Source organism: Amaricoccus sp. (genome assembly GCF_017993425.1).
GTDB lineage: Bacteria > Pseudomonadota > Alphaproteobacteria > Rhodobacterales > Rhodobacteraceae > Amaricoccus.
This window is the reverse complement of sequence record NZ_JAGOMQ010000003.1, coordinates 1-16,952: the sequence shown is the minus strand read 5'-3', so window position 1 is coordinate 16,952 and position 16,952 is coordinate 1. Positions and strand designations below refer to the sequence as shown.

At 70.9% G+C, this 16,952-nt stretch carries 14 protein-coding genes; 7 read left to right on the top strand and 7 right to left on the bottom strand.

What is annotated here, in order from left to right:
* The first annotated feature begins 29 nt into the window (after nt 1–29).
* From KBB57_RS01975 to KBB57_RS01960, 4 genes are all read left to right on the top strand, one after another.
* Nucleotides 30–1,037 (top strand): ABC transporter permease subunit, encoded by a 1,008-nt coding sequence (locus tag KBB57_RS01975; RefSeq protein WP_290745984.1) that lies wholly within the window; start codon nt 30–32, stop codon nt 1,035–1,037.
* Nucleotides 1,021–1,944, top strand: a complete 924-nt coding sequence (locus tag KBB57_RS01970; protein WP_290745981.1) for an ABC transporter permease subunit — start codon at nt 1,021–1,023, stop codon at nt 1,942–1,944. Before KBB57_RS01975 ends, KBB57_RS01970 begins: the two co-directional genes overlap by 17 nt.
* Nucleotides 1,945–2,742: 798 nt before the next feature.
* The gene (locus KBB57_RS01965) at nt 2,743–3,585 is read left to right on the top strand and encodes an ABC transporter ATP-binding protein (protein ID WP_290745978.1); all 843 of its coding nucleotides are present in this window, start codon (nt 2,743–2,745) and stop codon (nt 3,583–3,585) included.
* Nucleotides 3,582–4,445 (top strand): dipeptide ABC transporter ATP-binding protein, encoded by an 864-nt coding sequence (locus KBB57_RS01960; protein ID WP_290745975.1) that lies wholly within the window; start codon nt 3,582–3,584, stop codon nt 4,443–4,445. The genes KBB57_RS01965 and KBB57_RS01960 overlap by 4 nt, the downstream gene beginning before the upstream one ends.
* 706 nt (nt 4,446–5,151) lie before the next feature.
* Here KBB57_RS01960 and pdxA read toward each other — a convergent pair.
* Nucleotides 5,152–6,144, bottom strand: coding sequence for a 4-hydroxythreonine-4-phosphate dehydrogenase PdxA (gene pdxA, locus KBB57_RS01955; protein WP_290745972.1), 993 nt, complete (start codon nt 6,142–6,144; stop codon nt 5,152–5,154).
* A gap of 182 nt (nt 6,145–6,326) precedes the next feature.
* Between pdxA and KBB57_RS01950 the strand changes: the two genes are divergently transcribed.
* A complete protein-coding gene (locus KBB57_RS01950) occupies nt 6,327–7,385 on the top strand; it encodes a four-carbon acid sugar kinase family protein (RefSeq protein WP_290745969.1) in 1,059 nt (352 codons plus the stop codon).
* Between the two features lie 2 nt (nt 7,386–7,387).
* Nucleotides 7,388–8,128: a FadR/GntR family transcriptional regulator gene (locus KBB57_RS01945; RefSeq protein WP_290746423.1), complete on the top strand. Its 741-nt coding sequence runs from the start codon at nt 7,388–7,390 to the stop codon at nt 8,126–8,128.
* Between the two features lie 90 nt (nt 8,129–8,218).
* Here the strand turns inward: KBB57_RS01945 and KBB57_RS01940 are convergent, their stop codons facing one another.
* From KBB57_RS01940 to KBB57_RS01915, 6 genes are all read right to left on the bottom strand, one after another.
* Nucleotides 8,219–9,109 (bottom strand): dihydrodipicolinate synthase family protein, encoded by an 891-nt coding sequence (locus KBB57_RS01940; protein ID WP_290745966.1) that lies wholly within the window; start codon nt 9,107–9,109, stop codon nt 8,219–8,221.
* Between the two features lie 14 nt (nt 9,110–9,123).
* On the bottom strand, nt 9,124–10,248 hold the full coding sequence (locus KBB57_RS01935) for an iron-containing alcohol dehydrogenase (RefSeq protein WP_290745963.1): 1,125 nt from the start codon (nt 10,246–10,248) through the stop codon (nt 9,124–9,126).
* Between the two features lie 13 nt (nt 10,249–10,261).
* A complete protein-coding gene (locus tag KBB57_RS01930; RefSeq protein WP_290745960.1) occupies nt 10,262–11,866 on the bottom strand; it encodes an ABC transporter ATP-binding protein in 1,605 nt (534 codons plus the stop codon).
* Nucleotides 11,863–12,786 carry an ABC transporter permease gene (locus KBB57_RS01925; RefSeq protein WP_290745957.1) on the bottom strand — a complete coding sequence of 308 codons (924 nt, stop codon included), beginning with the start codon at nt 12,784–12,786 and terminating at the stop codon, nt 11,863–11,865. The genes KBB57_RS01930 and KBB57_RS01925 overlap by 4 nt, the downstream gene beginning before the upstream one ends.
* 5 nt (nt 12,787–12,791) lie before the next feature.
* A complete protein-coding gene (locus tag KBB57_RS01920) occupies nt 12,792–13,703 on the bottom strand; it encodes an ABC transporter permease (protein WP_290745954.1) in 912 nt (303 codons plus the stop codon).
* A 67-nt stretch (nt 13,704–13,770) separates the two neighbouring features.
* The gene (locus tag KBB57_RS01915) at nt 13,771–15,264 is read right to left on the bottom strand and encodes an ABC transporter substrate-binding protein (protein ID WP_290745951.1); all 1,494 of its coding nucleotides are present in this window, start codon (nt 15,262–15,264) and stop codon (nt 13,771–13,773) included.
* A gap of 295 nt (nt 15,265–15,559) precedes the next feature.
* Between KBB57_RS01915 and KBB57_RS01910 the strand changes: the two genes are divergently transcribed.
* On the top strand, nt 15,560–16,705 hold the full coding sequence (locus KBB57_RS01910) for an exo-alpha-sialidase (protein ID WP_290745949.1): 1,146 nt from the start codon (nt 15,560–15,562) through the stop codon (nt 16,703–16,705).
* The last annotated feature ends 247 nt before the right edge of the window (nt 16,706–16,952 follow it).

The following is a 16,952-nucleotide window of genomic DNA, read 5'->3' as shown; positions in this document are numbered from 1 at the left end:
CCCCGGCGCCCGCCCCACGGGAGGCGGGCATGCTGCGCTTCATCCTCAACCGGCTCCTGCTGATCGTGCCGACCTTCATCGGCATCACCCTCGTCGCCTTCCTGTTCATCCGGCTCCTGCCCGGCGACCCGGTGATCCTGATGGCCGGCGAGCGCGGCGTCTCGCCCGAGCGCCACGCCGAGCTGATGGCGCAGTTCGGCTTCGACCAGCCGCTGTGGAAGCAGTATGGCGACTACATCTGGGGCCTGCTCCACGGCAATTTCGGCTACTCCTTCTCCACGAAGAAACCCGTCCTCTCCGAGTTCATGGCCCGCTTCCCCGCGACGCTCGAGCTCGCCTTCTGCGCCATCGTGCTCGCCACCGTCCTCGGCGTCGCCGCCGGCATCCTCTCGGCGATCCGCCGCGGCAGCTGGATCGACCAGGCGACCATGGGCGTCGCCCTCGTCGGCTACTCCATGCCGATCTTCTGGTGGGCGCTCCTCCTCATCATCTTCTTCTCCACCACCCTCGGCTGGACGCCGGTCTCGGGACGCATATCCCTCACCCAGTTCTTCCCCTCCGTCACCGGCTTCATGCTGATCGACAGCCTGCTCGCCGGCAAGCCCGCCGCCTTCTGGTCCGCCGTCCACCACCTGATCCTGCCGACGATCGTGCTCGCCACCATCCCGCTCGCGGTGATCGCCCGCCAGACCCGCTCGGCCATGCTCGAGGTGCTGGGCGAGGTCTACATCATGACCGCGAAGTCCAAGGGCCTCGCCCCCCGCCGCGTCATCTGGCTGCACGCGCTCCGCAACGCCCTCATCCCCGTCGTCACCACCATCGGCCTCCAGGTCAGCGTGCTGATGGGCGGCGCCATCCTCACCGAGACGATCTTCTCCTGGCCGGGCATCGGCAAGTGGATGATCGATTCCATCTCCCGCCGCGACTACCAGGTGGTGCAGGGCGGGCTCCTGCTGATCGCCGCGGTGGTCATGGTGGTGAACCTGACCGTCGACCTCCTCTATGGACTGATAAACCCCCGTGTCCGCCACAGATGATCCCCACCTAGGAACCGCCGAGCAGGAGCCGCTCGGCCCCCCGCCGGTCTCGCCGCTCCGCGAGAACTGGCGCTACTTCCTCGCCAACCGCGGGGCGGTGATCGGCCTCGTCGTCCTCGGCCTCATGGTGCTGATGGCGATCCTCGCGCCGCTGATCGCCCCCTTCGACCCGGCCACGCAGTTCCGCGACGCCCTCCTCGTGCCCCCGGCCTGGGTCGAGGGCGGACGCCCGCAATTCCTGCTCGGCACCGACGCCCTCGGCCGCGACATCCTCTCGCGCCTGATCTACGGCGCGCGCTACTCGCTCGCCATCGGCCTCGTCGTCGTCACCCTGGCCCTCGTCTCCGGCATCCTCGTCGGGCTGGTCGCCGGCTATTTCGGCGGCTGGGTCGACGCGCTGGTCATGCGGGTGATGGACATCATCCTCGCCTTCCCCTCGCTCCTCCTCGCGCTCGTCCTCGTCGCGATCATCGGCCCCGGCCTCTTCAACGCCATGCTCGCCATCGCCGTGGTGCTCCAGCCGCACTTCGCCCGGCTGACCCGCGGCGCGGTGATGGCGGAGAAGACCCGCGAATACGTGACCGCCGCGCAGGTCTCCGGCGCCGGCACCATGCGGCTGATGCTGGTCACCATCCTGCCGAACTGCCTCGCGCCGCTGATCGTGCAGGCGACGCTCTCCTTCTCGAACGCCATCCTCGACGCCGCCGCCCTCGGCTTCCTCGGCATGGGCGCGCAGCCGCCGACCCCGGAATGGGGCACCATGCTCGCCGAGGCGCGCGAGTTCATCACCAGCGCCTGGTGGGTGGTGACCATGCCCGGCCTCGCCATCCTGGTCACCGTCCTCGCCATCAACCTGATCGGCGACGGCCTGCGCGACACCCTCGACCCCAAGCTGAAGCGGAGCTGAGCGCGTGGGCGGCGATCGTCTCCCACCCCAGGCCATCGCCGCCGCGCTTCCGGGGGCGACGGACATCATCCAGCCGGGCGGACCCCGCGCTCCCCAGCGCCGGGGTTTCTTCCGCAACGGCGCCCGCCGGGCGGCATGCGCATGTCGCCCGGCTCGACGCGCAGCGGTCGGGACGGAGACGCGGGAACCCCGTTCGCTTCCGAAGGGGCTCCCGGCCTCCCCGCCTCCCGAGCGGCTAGCGCGGTCCCACGACGGCGCCCGCCGGGTGACATGCGCATGTCACCCGGCTCGACGCGGAGCGGTCGGGACGGGGACGGCGGAACCTCGAAGTGAGTCACACGGCGCCGCGAAATGCGGCGCTGATAACGGTGCAATGATTTTCACCGTTTATATTCAAAATATTTCGAAATATATTTGCGCGCAATTTACAAAATTCTTGCAGAAATCGTGCACGCCTCCGCGGCCTGACCACAACGAGATCGGGCGGTCTTCCCCGTCCGATCGACGTCATGGCGCCGAAGCTCCGTCGATCGCCGGAACGGATCCCTCCTCTCCGGTCTCACGCCATCTTCCGGCCACGAGACGAGAACGCATAAAACGCGCCGGCGGCAGTCGGGGCGCGCTCAATACCGGCGCCATGGCTTCCGCGACGGCGCGTCCCGCGCCTGCCAGCCGTCGTCGCCCGTCGCCTCCGCAACCCTCGCCCGCACGCCGCGCCGCAGGCGTGGCTGCGCCCGCCGAACGCAATATCATCGTCCCGCGGCGTCCCTTCCACGCCGCCCGCGCCGAGGCTTCCTGATGCCGCTCCTCGAGGTCCGCAACCTGACCGTCTCCTTCCCGACCGCCGCCGGGCGCTTCCACGCCGTGCAGGGGCTCGACGTCTCGGTCGACGCCGGCGAGGTGCTGGCGATCGTCGGCGAGTCGGGCTCCGGCAAGTCGGTCGCCATGCTGGCGGTGATGGGCCTGCTGCCGCCGATCGCCGAGGTGACGGCCGACGCCATGCGCTTCGACGGCCGCGACCTGCTGCGCCTCACCCCGCGCGAGCGGCGCGCCATGTCGGGGCGCGAGATCGCCATGATCTTCCAGGAGCCGATCGCGAGCCTCAACCCCTGCTTCACCATCGGCTTCCAGATCGAGGAGACCCTGCGCGAGCATACCGGCCTCTCCGCCGCCGACCGCCGCCGCCGCGCCGTCGAGCTCCTCGCCCAGGTCGGCATCCCGCAGCCGGAGGAGCGGCTCGCCTCCTTCCCGCACCAGATGTCCGGGGGCCAGTGCCAGCGCGTGATGATCGCCATCGCCACCGCCTGCACGCCGCGCCTGCTGATCGCCGACGAGCCGACCACCGCGCTCGACGTCACCGTGCAGAAGCAGGTGCTCGACCTGCTGCTGCGCCTCCAGGCCGAGCACGGCATGGCGCTGGTGCTCATCACCCACGACATGGGCGTGGTGGCCGAGACCGCCGACCGCGTGGTGGTCCAGTACAACGGCCGCAAGATGGAGGACAGCGACGTCCTGACCCTCTTCGAGAATCCGACGAGCCCCTACACCCGCGCGCTCCTCTCCGCGCTCCCGGAGAACGCCAAGGGCGGCCGGCTCTCCACCGTCTCCTCCTTCGTCCCGCCCGCGGAGCTGATCGGATGAGCGCGCCCGCCAATCCTGCCGCCCCGGTGCTGGAGACGCGGGGGATCATCCGCGACTACGTGTCCGGCGGCATGTTCGGGGGCACGCGCACCGTCCGCGCGCTCAAGGGCATCGACCTCAAGGTCGAGCGTGGCAGCACGCTCGCCATCGTCGGCGAGAGCGGCTGCGGCAAGTCGACGCTCGCCCGCATCATCACCATGATCGACGCGCCCACCGGCGGCGAGCTGCTGATCGACGGCGCGAGGGTCGACATCGGGCGCGCCGCCGTCCCCCACGACCTGCGCCGCAAGGTGCAGATCGTGTTCCAGAACCCCTATGGCTCGCTGAACCCGCGCCAGAAGATCGGCGACGTGCTGGCCGAGCCGCTGAAGCTCAACACCGCGATGCCCGCCGCCGAGCGGCGCGAGCGGGCGATGGAGATGCTGCTGCGCGTCGGCCTGCGCCCCCAGCACTTCAACCGCTACCCGCACATGTTCTCCGGCGGCCAGCGCCAGCGCATCGCCATCGCCCGCGCCATCATGGTCCATCCCCGGCTCCTCGTCCTCGACGAGCCGGTCTCGGCGCTCGACCTCTCGGTGCAGGCGCAGATCCTGAACCTCCTTCAGGACCTGCAGGACGAGTACGACCTCACCTACGTCTTCATCTCCCACGACCTCTCGGTGGTGCGCCACGTCGCCGACGACGTCATGGTGATGAACCTCGGCGAGGCGGTCGAGTACCGCAGCCGCGACGCCATCTTCGCCGCCCCCGAGCACCCCTACACCCGCACCCTCTTCGCCGCGACGCCCCGCATCAGCGTCGACCGCATCCGCGACCGCGTCGCGCGCAAGGCCGCCGCCAGCCCCCCGCCGCCCGCCTGAGGTTCCTCGGACCCCGGCGCCGCAGTCGGGCCGACGAGGGCCGGAGCGGCCCGGCATCCCCTGCGCCGGCTCACCGCGTCATGCGGTTGTGGGCCGCTTCATGCGCCCGACGCGGGCGGCGACAAGCGGGGGGCGTCCTCCGGCATCGGGCCGATCGCCTCGAACCCTGCCCTGAACATCGTTTCCGCGAACAAGGACCAATCGGCCCTCCCGGTCGCGCCACCCGTGCAAGAGCAGATCACACTGCACGACAGTGGAGCGGAGCCCCGGCCGGAAGCAGGTCGCAACGGCGCCGCCAGACGGATTTGACCCGTGGCAAATCCGTCCGCGATCGCCCCTCGGAGGGCGAGCGCGTTGCCGCGCTCGCCGGGGCGCTCACGGACGGATTGCGCGCTTCCGCAGAAATCGGCGCCCCTGACGGCTTCCGCGCGCAACCGCGCTCCAGCCGTCGGCGCGGCGAAAGCCATGCTTTCGCTTGTCGCGCCGGGCCTCGCGGGCAAGCCCGCTTCGGTTGGTCGGTCGGTCGGCGCGGGCACCCCGTGGATGCAGCAGAGCAGACAGGCGTCGTGCAGTGTGGAGCAGATTATTATATTATAACAAACTTATATAAATCAAAGGCTTGCCTAATTTTCACGCGTGAACACCGGGGACGAAGTCGGCGCCGGCCCCGCCCGGTCGGGCGGAGCCGGCGACCGGCCGGATCCGGTCACCCCGCCGGCGCCTCCCGTCGGGCCTTCGCCAGCTGCCCGGCATAAGCGAGCGCCGACAGCATGTTGACGTGGTTCGCCTTGCCGGTCCCCGCGATGTCGAAGGCGGTGCCGTGGTCGACCGAGCTCCGGTCGATCGGCAGCCCCAGCGAGACGTTGACGGCGGTGTCGAAGGCGACGAGCTTGATCGGGATATGCCCCTGGTCGTGATACTGGGCCACCACCAGGTCGAAGGCCCCGTTATAGGCGCGGTGATAGACCGTGTCCGCCGAGATCGGCCCCACCACGTCGATCCCCTCCGCCCGCGCCGCCGCCACCGCCGGGGCGAGGAACTCCTCGTCCTCGGTCCCGAACAGCCCATGCTCCCCGCAATGCGGATTCAGCCCCGCCACCGCGATCCGCGGCGCCTCGAGCCCCATCCGCCTGAGGTGCCGGTGCCCGGTCCGGATCGTCTCCAGCACCCGCTCCGGCCGCGCCCGCTCGATCGCCGTCCGGAGCGAGACATGGGTCGAGACATGGATGACATTGAGCCGCTCCGAGGCCAGCAGCATCCACGACGCCTTCTGCCCCGTCAGGTGCGCCAGGAGCCCGGTATGCCCGTCATAATGATGCCCCGCCGCGTTCAGCGCCTCCTTGTTGATCGGCGCCGTGACGATCCCCGCCGCCCGCCCGTCCCGCGCCCACTCGACCGCGGTCCGGATATACTGGAACACCGCCTCCCCGCAGCGCGGGCTCAGCACCCCGAACCGGTCCGGCAGCCCCTCGACCGGCACGTCGATCACCGCGATCCCCTCGCCCCCCGGCGCGCCCAGCGGCAGCCCGACCCCCGACGCCGCCAGCGCCCGCCCGAGCACCCCGCGATCCCCCACCACGGCGAACGCCCGCCGCTCCTCCGCCGGCAACGCCGCCAGCGCCTTCACCGTCACCTCCGGTCCCACGCCGGAGGGGTCGCCCATGGTGATCACGATCGGGCGGTCGGTCGAGACGGTCATCGTCATTCCTCTTCTGTCGGCGATTCGCGTTGTAAACTAGCCAAACCCCCTCGGCGGAACTCAGCTATCCATTAATTCTCAGGGTCTTGTCTCGCCTCCAGCTTTCCGTTCGGCAAGCGCTTTTCCCTTCACACTTTACATCTTTACCTGTAAGCTCCAGCAAAAGCAAACGGGGATTGGCCATGCGGGCGCTCATCGTCGCCGACGATCTCACCGGGGCGCTCGACAGCGCCGTGACGCTGGCGGCGGCGGGGCTGGCGGTCGTGGCGGCGCGGCGGCCGGGCGACGTGGCGGCGGCGCTGGCGGAGCGGCCGGACGTGCTCGCGGTCAGCACCGCCTCGCGCGAGGGCGGGGCGGCGGCGGCGCGGGAGGCGGTGGCGGCGGCGCTGGACGCCGTGGGCGTCCTGCCGGAGATCGTGCTCAAGAAGGTGGATTCGCGGCTCAAGGGCCATGTCGCGGTCGAGGTCGCGGCGACGGCGGCGCGCGCGGGATTGGCGCGGGCGGTGGCGGCGCCAGGGGTGCCGTCGCAGGGGCGGACGGTGGCGGACGGGCGGCTGCGGGGCCCGGGCGTGGCGGCGCCGATCGATGTCGCGGCGGCGCTCGCGGGGGCGGGGCTGGAGGTGGAGGTCCCCGACACCGACGGCGACGGGGACTTCGACGCGGCGGTGGCGCGCGCGCTGGGCGGGTCGCCGGCGCTGCTGGTCGGGGCCGCGGGGCTGGCGGCGGCGCTGGGGCGGCGGCTGGGGCGCGAGGGGGCGGCGGCGCGGCCGCGGGTGGAGGCGCCGATCCTGCTGGCCATCGGATCGCGGGATCCGATCACGCTCGCACAGGTGGCGCGGCTCGAGGCGGCGGGGAGGACGGCCGTGCTGGCGCCGGACGGCGTCTGCGGGGCGGCGCCCGCGGGGCCTGTGGCGCTGGTGCGGCTGACGGCGGCGGAGGGGCGCGGGTTCGATCCGGCGGCGGCGGGGGCACGGTTTGCGGAGGGCATCGCCCGGATGGCGGAGCGGGGCGGTTTCGCGACCGTCCTCGGCTGCGGGGGCGAGACGGCGGACGCGATCCTGGGCGCGCTCGGGGTCGGGGTGCTGCGGGTCGAGGGCGAGATCTTGCCCGGCGTCCCGGTCTCGGCGATGCTTGCCGGCGGGCGGCCGATGCGGCTCGTCACCAAGTCCGGCGGATTCGGCGGCGAGGACGCGCTGGCGCAGGTGGTCGAGGCGGCGGTCGGGCCGCGGGAGGCGGCGTGACGATGGACGGCAGCGGACCTGAGGAACGGGGCGAGGGCGCGCGGGCGCGGCCGGGGCTCGCCGACCGGGTCTATCACCTGCTCTACAGCCGGATCGCCAACGGCGACTATCCGGCGAACCAGCGGCTGCCCTCGGAGAAGGCGCTGGCCGACGAGTTCGGGGTGTCGCGGCCGATCCTGCGCGCGGCGCTGGAGCGGCTGCGCGACCAGGGGCTGGTGCATTCGCGGCAGGGGGCGGGGAGCTTCGTGCGCGAGGTGCGGTCGGCGCCGCTCGGCTTCGCGCGGGTGGAGACGATCGCCGACATCCAGCGCTGCTACGAGTTCCGCATCTGCATCGAGACCACGGCGGCGCGGCTGGCGGCGGCGCGGCGGGACGCCGAGGCGCTCGCCGAGATCGAGACGGCGCTGTCGCTGATGGAGGGGGCGACGGATTCGCGGACGCACCGCGAGGACGCCGACTTCGCCTTCCACCTCGCGATCGCCCGGGCGGCGAACAACCAGTATTTCGAGGCGTCGATGCGGGCGCTGCGCGAGCACATCTATGTCGGCATGAAGCTGCACGGCCAGTCGCTGATGACCGACGGGGGGCGGGCGCTCAAGGCCGTGTTCGGCGAGCATTCGGCGATCTTCGCGGCGATCCGCGACGGGGACGGCGCAACGGCGGAGCTGCTGATGCGCGGCCACCTGGAGCATTCGCGCGACCGCCTGTTCGGCGGCGCGCTGATCGATCTGAGCCGGGCATGAGAGATGTCACACAGTGGGACGCTATCTAACCTTTTGATTCAGGCCATAAATCTTCGTGATGTGTAGTTATCCACAGGCTGCGGCCGCCGCTTACGCGGGGGCCGCCAGCCCGTGCCGGACGAGCAGGTCCGCGATCTTCGCGTCCTGCTCGGGGTCGGGCAGGAGCGCCGGCTGACGGCTGGCGCCGACCGAGGGATCCATCAGGTAGAGCGCGCGCTTGACGAGCGCGGGCGGGTAGCCGAGCCCGTAGAGATCCTTGCGGAAGGCGCCGAAGGCGGCCTGCGCCGCCTCGGCGGCGGCGCGGTCGCCGGCGTTGAAGCCGCGGGTGATGGCGGCCAGCGTGTCGGGCATGACGTTGCCGAGGCCGGAGATGCAACCCTTGGCGCCGTTCTCGAACGCCCAGAGCACGAGGTGGTCGGGGCCGGAGTAGACCTCGAAGCCGGGCACGTCGCGGGAGACGGCGAGGTATTCCTCCAGCGTCGCCTGCGCGCCGCCCGAATCCTTGATGCCGGCGATGTTGCCGTGGGCGGCGAGCGCCCGCGCCGTCTCCGGCTCGATGTGGTTCTGGGTGCGGGCGGGGATGTCGTAGAGGTAGACCGGCGTCGTCACCGCGTCGGCGACGCTGGAGAAGTGGCGGATCAGCCCGTCCTGGGTGCAGGCGATGAAGAACGGGGTGATGACGGCAATGCCGTCCACCCCGATCGCGGCGAACGCCTTCGCGAGGAGGATCGTCTCGAAGGTCGCCGGCATCCCGGCGTTGACGATGACCCGGGCCTTGCCCCCGACCTCGTCCACGACCTCGCCGCAGAGCCGGACCTTCTCGTCGAAGGTCAGCGCGGTGAAGTCGCCATTGGTGCCGGCGCACATGATGTTGTTGCCCGCGGCGACCTGCCGGCGGACCTGGGCGCGCGTGGCGGCGTAGTTGACGGTCTCGTCGTCGTTGAAGCAGGTGACGAGGGCGACGAAGGCTTGCTTGGTCATGGGCGCGGCGCTCCTCAGTAGGCGGCTTCGTAGATTTCGAGGATGTCGGCCTCGGAGAGGTCGACGGGGTTCCAGTCGAGCAGGCGCCGGATGGCGTGCGCCTCCTTCGCCGAGGCGGGCAGGTCGTCCCGGGGCACGCCATGGGCGCGGAGCGCCATGTCGAGGCCGAGGCGCTGGCAGAAGTCCGTGGCCCCGCCGAGCACCTGCTGGCGGCCCTCGGCGCCGAAGCCGAGGGCGCGGGCGATCTGCGCGGTCTTGTCGGGGACGGCGGGCGCGTTCGCCGCGAGGGTGTGCGGGAAGATCAGCGCGTTGGCGATGCCGTGGGCGAGCTTGTGCCGGGTGCCGAGCGGGTAGGAGATCGCGTGGCCGGCGGTGGTGTTGACCGGGCCGAGGCAGACGCCGCCGTAGAAGGCGGCGAGCGCCAGCCCGGCGCGCGCCTCGAGGTCGCCGCCATCCTCGACGGCGCGGGCGAGATAGCGGCCGACGAGCTCGATCCCCTGCAGCGCGTAGGCGTCGATGATCGGGTGCGACCGCCTGGAGGTGAAGGCCTCGACGCAGTGGGCCATGGCGTCGACGCCGGTCGCGGCGGTGACGGCGGGCGGGACCGAGACGGTCAGCGCCGGGTCGATGATCGCGATGTCGGCGAGCATGTGGACGCTCTCGGTCGCGACCTTGTTGAGCGTCGCCGGGTCGGTCACCAGCGCGCGGGTGCCGACCTCGGAGCCGGTGCCGGCGGTGGTCGGGATCTGGGCGAGGCGGACCTGCCGCGCCGGGGCGCGGTTCGGGCCGGAGATGTCGGAAAGGGCGAGGTCCGAGGTGGCGAGCACCGCGACGAGCTTCGCCAGATCCATGGCGCTGCCGCCGCCGAAGCCGATGACGGCGTCGGCCTGCGCCGCCTTGGCGGCGGCGACGGCGGCCTCGAGGTTGGGGAGGTCGGGCTCGGGCTTGACGTCGCCGAAGAGGGTGGCGTCCTTCAGCCCGAGGATCGACAGGCGGGCGGCGTTGACCTTGTCGGCGACGACGAAGGGCCGCCGGACGCCGGCGGCGGCGAGCCACGGGGCGAGGGTCTCGACCTGGCCGACGCCGAAGCGGACGACGGGCGGGCGCTGCATCTCGAGCGGGCTGGCGAGCGTGAGCATCGGGAGGTCCTCCTCAGGCGACCGCGAGCCGGCGGGCCTTCTGGACCTCCGGGTCGGGGTCGAGGCCGGCGGCGAGCAGGCGGCGGGTATAGGGCTGTTGCGGGGCGCCGAAGATGGCGCGGACCGGGCCGGTCTCGACGACGCGGCCCTTCTCCATGACCATGACGTGGTCGGCGAAGTCGCGCACGACCGGCAGGTCATGGGCGATGAAGATGAAGGCGATGCCGAGCTCGCGCTTGAGCTTGCCGAGGAGCTCGATCACCTGCGCCTGGATCGAGACGTCGAGGGCGGAGACCGCCTCGTCGGCGATGATCAGCTCGGGCTCCAGCGCCAGCGCCCGGGCGATGGCGATGCGCTGGCGCTGGCCGCCGGAGAACTGGTGCGGGTAGCGGTCGGCGTGCTCGGGGGCGAGGCCGACCTGCGCCAGCAGCTCGGCGACGCGCCCGCGCCATTTCGGCTTCGGCAGGATGTCGGGATGGATGACCCAGGCCTCGGAGATGATCTGGTAGATCGACATCCGCGGGTTGAGCGACTGGGTCGGATCCTGGAACACCATCTGGATCTCGCGGCGCATCGCGTAGAGCTCGCGGGGCGGCATGGCGAGGAGGTCGCGGCCCTTCCAGAGCGCGCGGCCCGAGTCGGCCTCGATCAGCCGCAGGATGGCCTTGGCCACGGTGGACTTGCCCGAGCCCGACTCGCCGACGACGGCGAGGACCTCGCCCTTCTGCAGCTCGAAGGAGACGTCGTTGAGCGCCCTGTACGGCCCGAAGGTCTTGACGACGTGCTCGACCTTGAGGATCGGCTCGCCGCCCGGGGCGGGGTCGGCCATCGCGCCCTTGCCCGGCGCGGCGGAGATGAGCTTGCGCGTGTAGGGATGCTCGGCGTGGTGGTAGATGTGGTCGGGGGTTCCTGCCTCGACGATCTCGCCCTGGTTCATCACCACCACCCGGTCGGCGACCTCGGCGACGACGCCGAGGTCGTGGGTGATGAGGACGAGGCCCATTCCCATCTCGTCCTGGAGCTCCTCGAGGAGCTTCAGCACCTCGGCCTGGACGGTGACGTCGAGCGCGGTGGTCGGCTCGTCGGCGATGATGATGTCGGGCTTCATGGCGAGCGCCATGGCGATCATCACGCGCTGGCGCTGGCCGCCGGAGAACTGGTGCGGGTACTTGTCGAGCGAGCCCTGCGGGTCGGGGATGCCGACGCGGGTCATCAGGTCGAGGGCGCGGGCGGCGGCCTCGGCGGCGGGGACGCCGTGGACGCGCATCACCTCGCGGAGCTGCCAGCCGACCGTCCAGACCGGGTTCAGGTGGCTGAGCGGATCCTGGAAGATCATCGCGATGCGCTTGCCGTTGATGCGGCGGCGCTCCTCGGACGTGGCTTTCAGCAGGTCCTTGCCGTCGAAGAGGATCTCGCCGGAGACGATCTCGCCCGGGGGGCAGTCGATCAGGTTCAGGATCGCCGAGGAGGAGACCGACTTGCCCGAGCCCGACTCGCCGAGGATGGCGAGGGTCTCGCCCCAGTCGACGTGCCAGCTGACGTTGCGGACGGCGTCGACGACGCCGCGGGCGGTGTGGAAGCGGACCGAGAGGTTGCGGACTTCGAGGAGGTGGGTCACTTGGCTGCTCCCTTGCGGGGGATTTCGAGGCGCCAGCGCTGGGCGGGATCGAGGGCGATGCGGAGCCAGTTGGAGAGGAGGTTGAGCGAGAGCGTGGTCAGGATGATCGCGAGGCCGGGCCAGAAGGCAAGCCACCAGGCGTTGGCGAGGTACTGCTTGCCCTGCGCGACCATCAGGCCCCAGGTGATCTCGGGCGGCTGGATGCCGATGCCGAGGAAGGAGAGGGCGCTCTCGGCGAGCATGACGAAGGCGAAGTCGAGGGTGGCGATGGTGACGAGCGTCGGGATCGTCATCGGCAGGATGTGGCGCAGCACGATCCGGGAGGGCGAGGCGCCCATCACCTGCGCGGCCTGGACGAACATGCGCTCCTTGATCTCGAGCACCTCGGCGCGGGTGGTGCGCAGGTAGATCGGGATGCGGGTGATCGCGAGGACGAGGATGACGTTCCCGACCGACGGCGACAGCATGTAGAGCACGATCACCGCGAGGAGCAGCGAGGGGAAGGACATGATGACGTCGGCGAGGCGCATGATCGCGGCGCCGGCCCATTTCGGGCCGTAGCCGGCGATCAGGCCGAGCCCGGCGCCGATGGTGGCCGAGAGGGCGACGGCGCCGGCGGCGATGGTCAGCGTGTTCTGCGCCGCGACGACGATGCGGGCGAGGAGCGGCCGGCCGAGGGCGTCGGCGCCGAGGATCATCAGCCAGCCGTGCTCGAGGCTGAAGGGCGCGAGGTTGCGGCCGCGGAGGTTCTGCTTGGTGGCGGCCTCGCCGAGGAGGACGGGGCCGAGGATCGCGCAGAGGATCATCAGGAGCAGGAACAGCACCGCGGCGGTGGCGAACTTGTCGCGCCAGAGCATGGCGAGGACGACGCCGAGGGAGCTCTTCTCGCGGGCGGGGGTGAGGGGGGGCGCCATGGTCATCGTGCTCACGTCCGGATGCGGGGATCGAGCAGCGCGTAGGCGAGGTCGATCGCGAGGTTCATGACGAAGATCGCCAGCGCGGTGACCATGATCGCCGCGAGGATCACGTTGAAGTCGCGGGTGAGGATCGAGTCGATCATCAGCTTGCCGACGCCGGGGAAGCCGAAGATCGTCTCGACCACCACCGCGCCGTTGAGGAGCGCCGCCGCCTGGTCGCCGATCACGGTGATGACCGGCAGCATGGCGTTCCGCAGCGTGTGGACGAAGATGATCGAGCGGTCGGAGACGCCCTTCGCCCGGGCGGTCTTGACGTAGGCCGAGCCGAAGGCCTGCACCATCGAGCCGCGCACCACCTGGAGGATCAGGCCGAAGGGCCGGATGAACAGGACGGCGATCGGCAGGATCCAGTGGGCGACCGAGCCGGTGCCCGAGGTCGGCAGCCAGCCGAGGCCGATGGCGAAGACGGTGATGCCGACGATGGCGATCCAGAAGTCCGGGGCCGAGGCGCCGATCAGCGAGATGAAGGTCACGGCGCGGTCGAACAAGCCCCCGGGGCGGAAGGCGGCGAGCGAGCCGACGACGATCGCCGCGACGGTGACCAGCGTCATGGTGATGGCCGCGAGCCAGAGCGTCCACACGAAGGCCTGGAGCACCACGTCGATGGCCGGCCGCGCCTGGCGCAGGCTCTCGCCGAAGTCGAGGTGCAGGACGTCCCAGACGTAGCGCCCGAACTGGACGATCAGCGGATCGTTGAGCCCGTGCAGGTCGCGGAACTGGTCGATCATCTCCTGCGACGCGTCGACCGGCAGGAACAGCGCCGCCGGGTCGCCGGTAAGCCGGGAGAGGAAGAAGACCATGACGAGGAGCAGGACGAGCGAGACGAAGCTCGACAGGATACGCGTGGCGTATCTGGGCATGGCCTTCCTCCGGTTTCGACTGGCTGGGGACCGGGAGGCGACGGCGCGCCGCCTCCCGGGAAGCGCCTCACTTGAAGGCGATGTCGGCGAGCTCGAGCTGCGAGTTGGTCGCGATCGTCGGCGTGAACGCGATCTTGTCGCCGACGCGGGCGAAGCTGACCATGTGGAAGAGCAGCACGTCGGGCACCACCTCGTCGTGGAGGTAGGCGAAGAGCGCCTGCCAGGCCTTGGTCCGCTCGTCCCCGGTCGCCGCGGTGGCGGTCGCGATCATCTCGTCGACCTTGGGATCGGAGATCCCGGACTGGCGGCCGTCGCTCGCATACTTGAAGAACATCGAGAACACCGGGTCGCCCCGGCTGTTGTCGTGCTGCACCGCGAGCATCTGCGGCGGCCGGCCCTCCTTGTAGGGCTTGGAGTAGAGCTCCTCCTGCTGGGCGACCTCAACCATCTGCACCTCGACGGTGAAGCCGACGTCCTGGAGCATCTGCTGGATCGCCTCGATCACCTCGACGACGCCGGGGAAGAGGTTCGACCGCCCGATCAGGTAGAGCGTGGCGTCGACCGGCACGCCGTCGGCCTTGGCCTCGGCGAGCAGCGCCTTGGCCTGCTCGGGATCGAACGGATACTGCTGCACGTCCGGGTTCCAGCCGAGCGTGGTCGGCGGCACCATGGCGACGGCGCTGACCACGCCCTCGGGCAGGAGCGTGCCGATGAAGGCGTCGCGGTCGACCGCCATGTTGAGCGCCCGGCGCACGCGGATGTCGCTGATCGGGTCGATCGCGCTGTCGATGCGCAGGTAGAGCGTCTCGGAGTTGAGATAGGAGATGTCGGTGTCGGGATTGGTCGCGTCGGCCGCGGCGATCGACGGCGCGAGGTCGGCCTCGCCCTGCGCGACCATGGCGGCGGCGACCGCCGGGTCGGTGCGGAAGACGTAGGTGGCCTTCTCCACCGCCGGCTTCTCGCCCCAGTAGTCGTCGCGGCGCTCCAGCGTGATCGACTGGCCCGGCTCCCAGCCAGAGAGCTTGTAGGGCCCGGTGCCGACGGGGTCGCGGACGAACTCGACCGGGGTCTCGGAGGGGACGATGGTCACGAGCGACATCAGGAGCGGCAGGATCGGCTGGGCCGGGGCCGCGGTGATGTCGACGGTGTTGTCGTCGACGACGTTGAAGGTGAGCTTGGTGTCGCCGAAGTAGCGCGGCGTCTCGCAGGTCAGCTTGTCGCTGGTGGCGCGCTCGAAGGAGGCCTTGACGTCGCCGGCGTCGAAGGCGGAGCCGTCGGAGAAGGTGACGCCCTTGCGCAGGTGGAAGCGCCAGGTCCCGTTCCCGAGATCCTCCCACGACTCGGCGAGGCGCGGCATGACGCCCGCGCCGCCCTTGACGTCGAACTGGGTCAGCGTCTCGTTGACGTTCTGCATGATGATGCGGCCGATGTTCGACCGCGTGGCCATGCAAGGCTCCACGAGGTCGATGTCCTCGCCGAGCACGATCGTCACGTCCTGCGCCAGCGCCGGCGCGAGCGGCAGCAGCGCGAGCGCCGTGGACAGCAGCAGCGTTCTGTTCATCCGGTTTCCTCCCTGAGGATGTTCGCAGGCCCCCGCCGTTACGGGGGCCCGACGCCGGAGAGCCTGCCATCGCGGGCCGCTGTTGTCAACATGATAAGTCATGTCACAGGTTCCTTGCCTATTCTTGGAGGCCCGGAAACTAGTTAAGCGTTGTAATGTAAAGATTTTATCACTGGCGCCGCATCGCCGCGGCGCGCGATTTCCAACTTGACAACGTGCGCGAAGTTGTCCATTCGGAGGCCACACGGACGCAACGGAGGGCGCGCGGATGACCCCGGACGAGATCGCTCGGCGGATGACTGGACGAATCGAGCCGGCGGGGGCCGGGCGGGCGGAGGCGTTCCTCGCCTCGCCGGTGGTCCACAACCACGCGGCCTTCCTGCAATGGCTGCCGGACGGCGCGCTCGCCTGCGCCTGGTTCGGCGGCACGCTGGAGGGGCGCTCCGACATCTTCGTGCATCTCGCCACCCTCGCGCCGGGCGCGACGGAATGGAGCGCCGCCGACCGGGTCTCCGACGACCCCGACCGCTCGGAGCAGAACCCGGTGATCTTCTCCGATCCCGACACCGGCGCGCCCGGCCTCTTCCACACCGCCCAGCCCGGCGGCCGGCAGGAGGAATGCGTGGTGCGCTTCCGCCCGCTCGAGCGCGGGCCGGAGGGCGTCCGCTCCGGCGCGCCGCGCACGCTCGACCTCGCCAAGGGGACGTTCATCCGGGCGCAGGTGACGCTCCGCGACGACGGCGCCTGGATGCTGCCGCTCTTCCTCTGCCGCACCACGTCGGGGGCGCGCTGGACCGGCAGCCACGACGTGGCCGCCGTGGCGACCAGCGCCGACCGCGGCGCGAGCTGGGAGGTGGTCGAGGTGCCGGGCTCGACCGGCTGCGTCCACATGACGCTCGTGCCGCTCGGAGCGGGGCGCATCGCCGCGTTCTTCCGGCGGCGGCAGGCGGACTTCGTCTACCGCACCGAGAGCGCCGACGGCGGGCGCAACTGGTCGGTCCCCGAGGCGACCGACGTGCCGAACAACAACTCCTCGATCGTGGCGATCGCGCTCGGCGACGGGCGGGTGGCGCTCCTGTGCAACCCGGTCGGCGCGGCGGATTCGGCGGCGCGGCGCGAGTCCCTCTACGACGAGCTCGGCGAGGGCGACGACGGCCGCGGCGATCCCGCCGGCGGCGTCGCCGCGATCTGGGGCGTGCCGCGCGCGCCGCTGACCTTGTGCGTCTCCACCGACGGCGGCCGCACCTTCCCGCGCCGCCGCATCGTCGAGGACGGGCCGGGCGCCTGCCTCTCCAACAACGCGCTCGACGGCAAGAACAAGGAGCTGTCCTACCCGGCGATGGTCGAGGGCCCCGACGGCCGCCTGCACCTCGCCTTCACCTTCCACCGCCGCGCCATCAAGTACGTGGTCCTCGACCGCGACTGGATCGACGCGGCCTAGGCGGCCGCGCCCTCGCCTGCGGCACGGCCCGGGCGGGGCGCGACCCCGCCCTCGCCGGGCGGCATGGCGCAGGCGGACGCGCGCCCCCCTCCCGGACCGGCGCGCGGCACGGCGAACAACCGACGGCCCCCTTCTCCCTTCTCCCTTCTCCCTTCTCCCTTCTCCCTTCTCCCTTCTCCCTTCTCCCTTCTCCCTTCTCCCTTCTCCCTTCTCCCTTCTCCCTTCTCCCTTCTCCCTTCTTCCTTCT

Coding starts and splice junctions, on each gene's coding strand:
- KBB57_RS01975 (WP_290745984.1), top strand. CDS start 30: ATGCTGCGCTTCATCCTCAACCGGCTCCTGCTGATCGTGCCGACCTTC.
- KBB57_RS01965 (WP_290745978.1), top strand. CDS start 2,743: ATGCCGCTCCTCGAGGTCCGCAACCTGACCGTCTCCTTCCCGACCGCC.
- KBB57_RS01960 (WP_290745975.1), top strand. CDS start 3,582: ATGAGCGCGCCCGCCAATCCTGCCGCCCCGGTGCTGGAGACGCGGGGG.
- pdxA (WP_290745972.1), bottom strand. CDS start 6,144: ATGACCGTCTCGACCGACCGCCCGATCGTGATCACCATGGGCGACCCC.
- KBB57_RS01950 (WP_290745969.1), top strand. CDS start 6,327: ATGCGGGCGCTCATCGTCGCCGACGATCTCACCGGGGCGCTCGACAGC.
- KBB57_RS01945 (WP_290746423.1), top strand. CDS start 7,388: ATGGACGGCAGCGGACCTGAGGAACGGGGCGAGGGCGCGCGGGCGCGG.
- KBB57_RS01940 (WP_290745966.1), bottom strand. CDS start 9,109: ATGACCAAGCAAGCCTTCGTCGCCCTCGTCACCTGCTTCAACGACGAC.
- KBB57_RS01935 (WP_290745963.1), bottom strand. CDS start 10,248: ATGCTCACGCTCGCCAGCCCGCTCGAGATGCAGCGCCCGCCCGTCGTC.
- KBB57_RS01925 (WP_290745957.1), bottom strand. CDS start 12,786: ATGACCATGGCGCCCCCCCTCACCCCCGCCCGCGAGAAGAGCTCCCTC.
- KBB57_RS01920 (WP_290745954.1), bottom strand. CDS start 13,703: ATGCCCAGATACGCCACGCGTATCCTGTCGAGCTTCGTCTCGCTCGTC.
- KBB57_RS01915 (WP_290745951.1), bottom strand. CDS start 15,264: ATGAACAGAACGCTGCTGCTGTCCACGGCGCTCGCGCTGCTGCCGCTC.
- KBB57_RS01910 (WP_290745949.1), top strand. CDS start 15,560: ATGACTGGACGAATCGAGCCGGCGGGGGCCGGGCGGGCGGAGGCGTTC.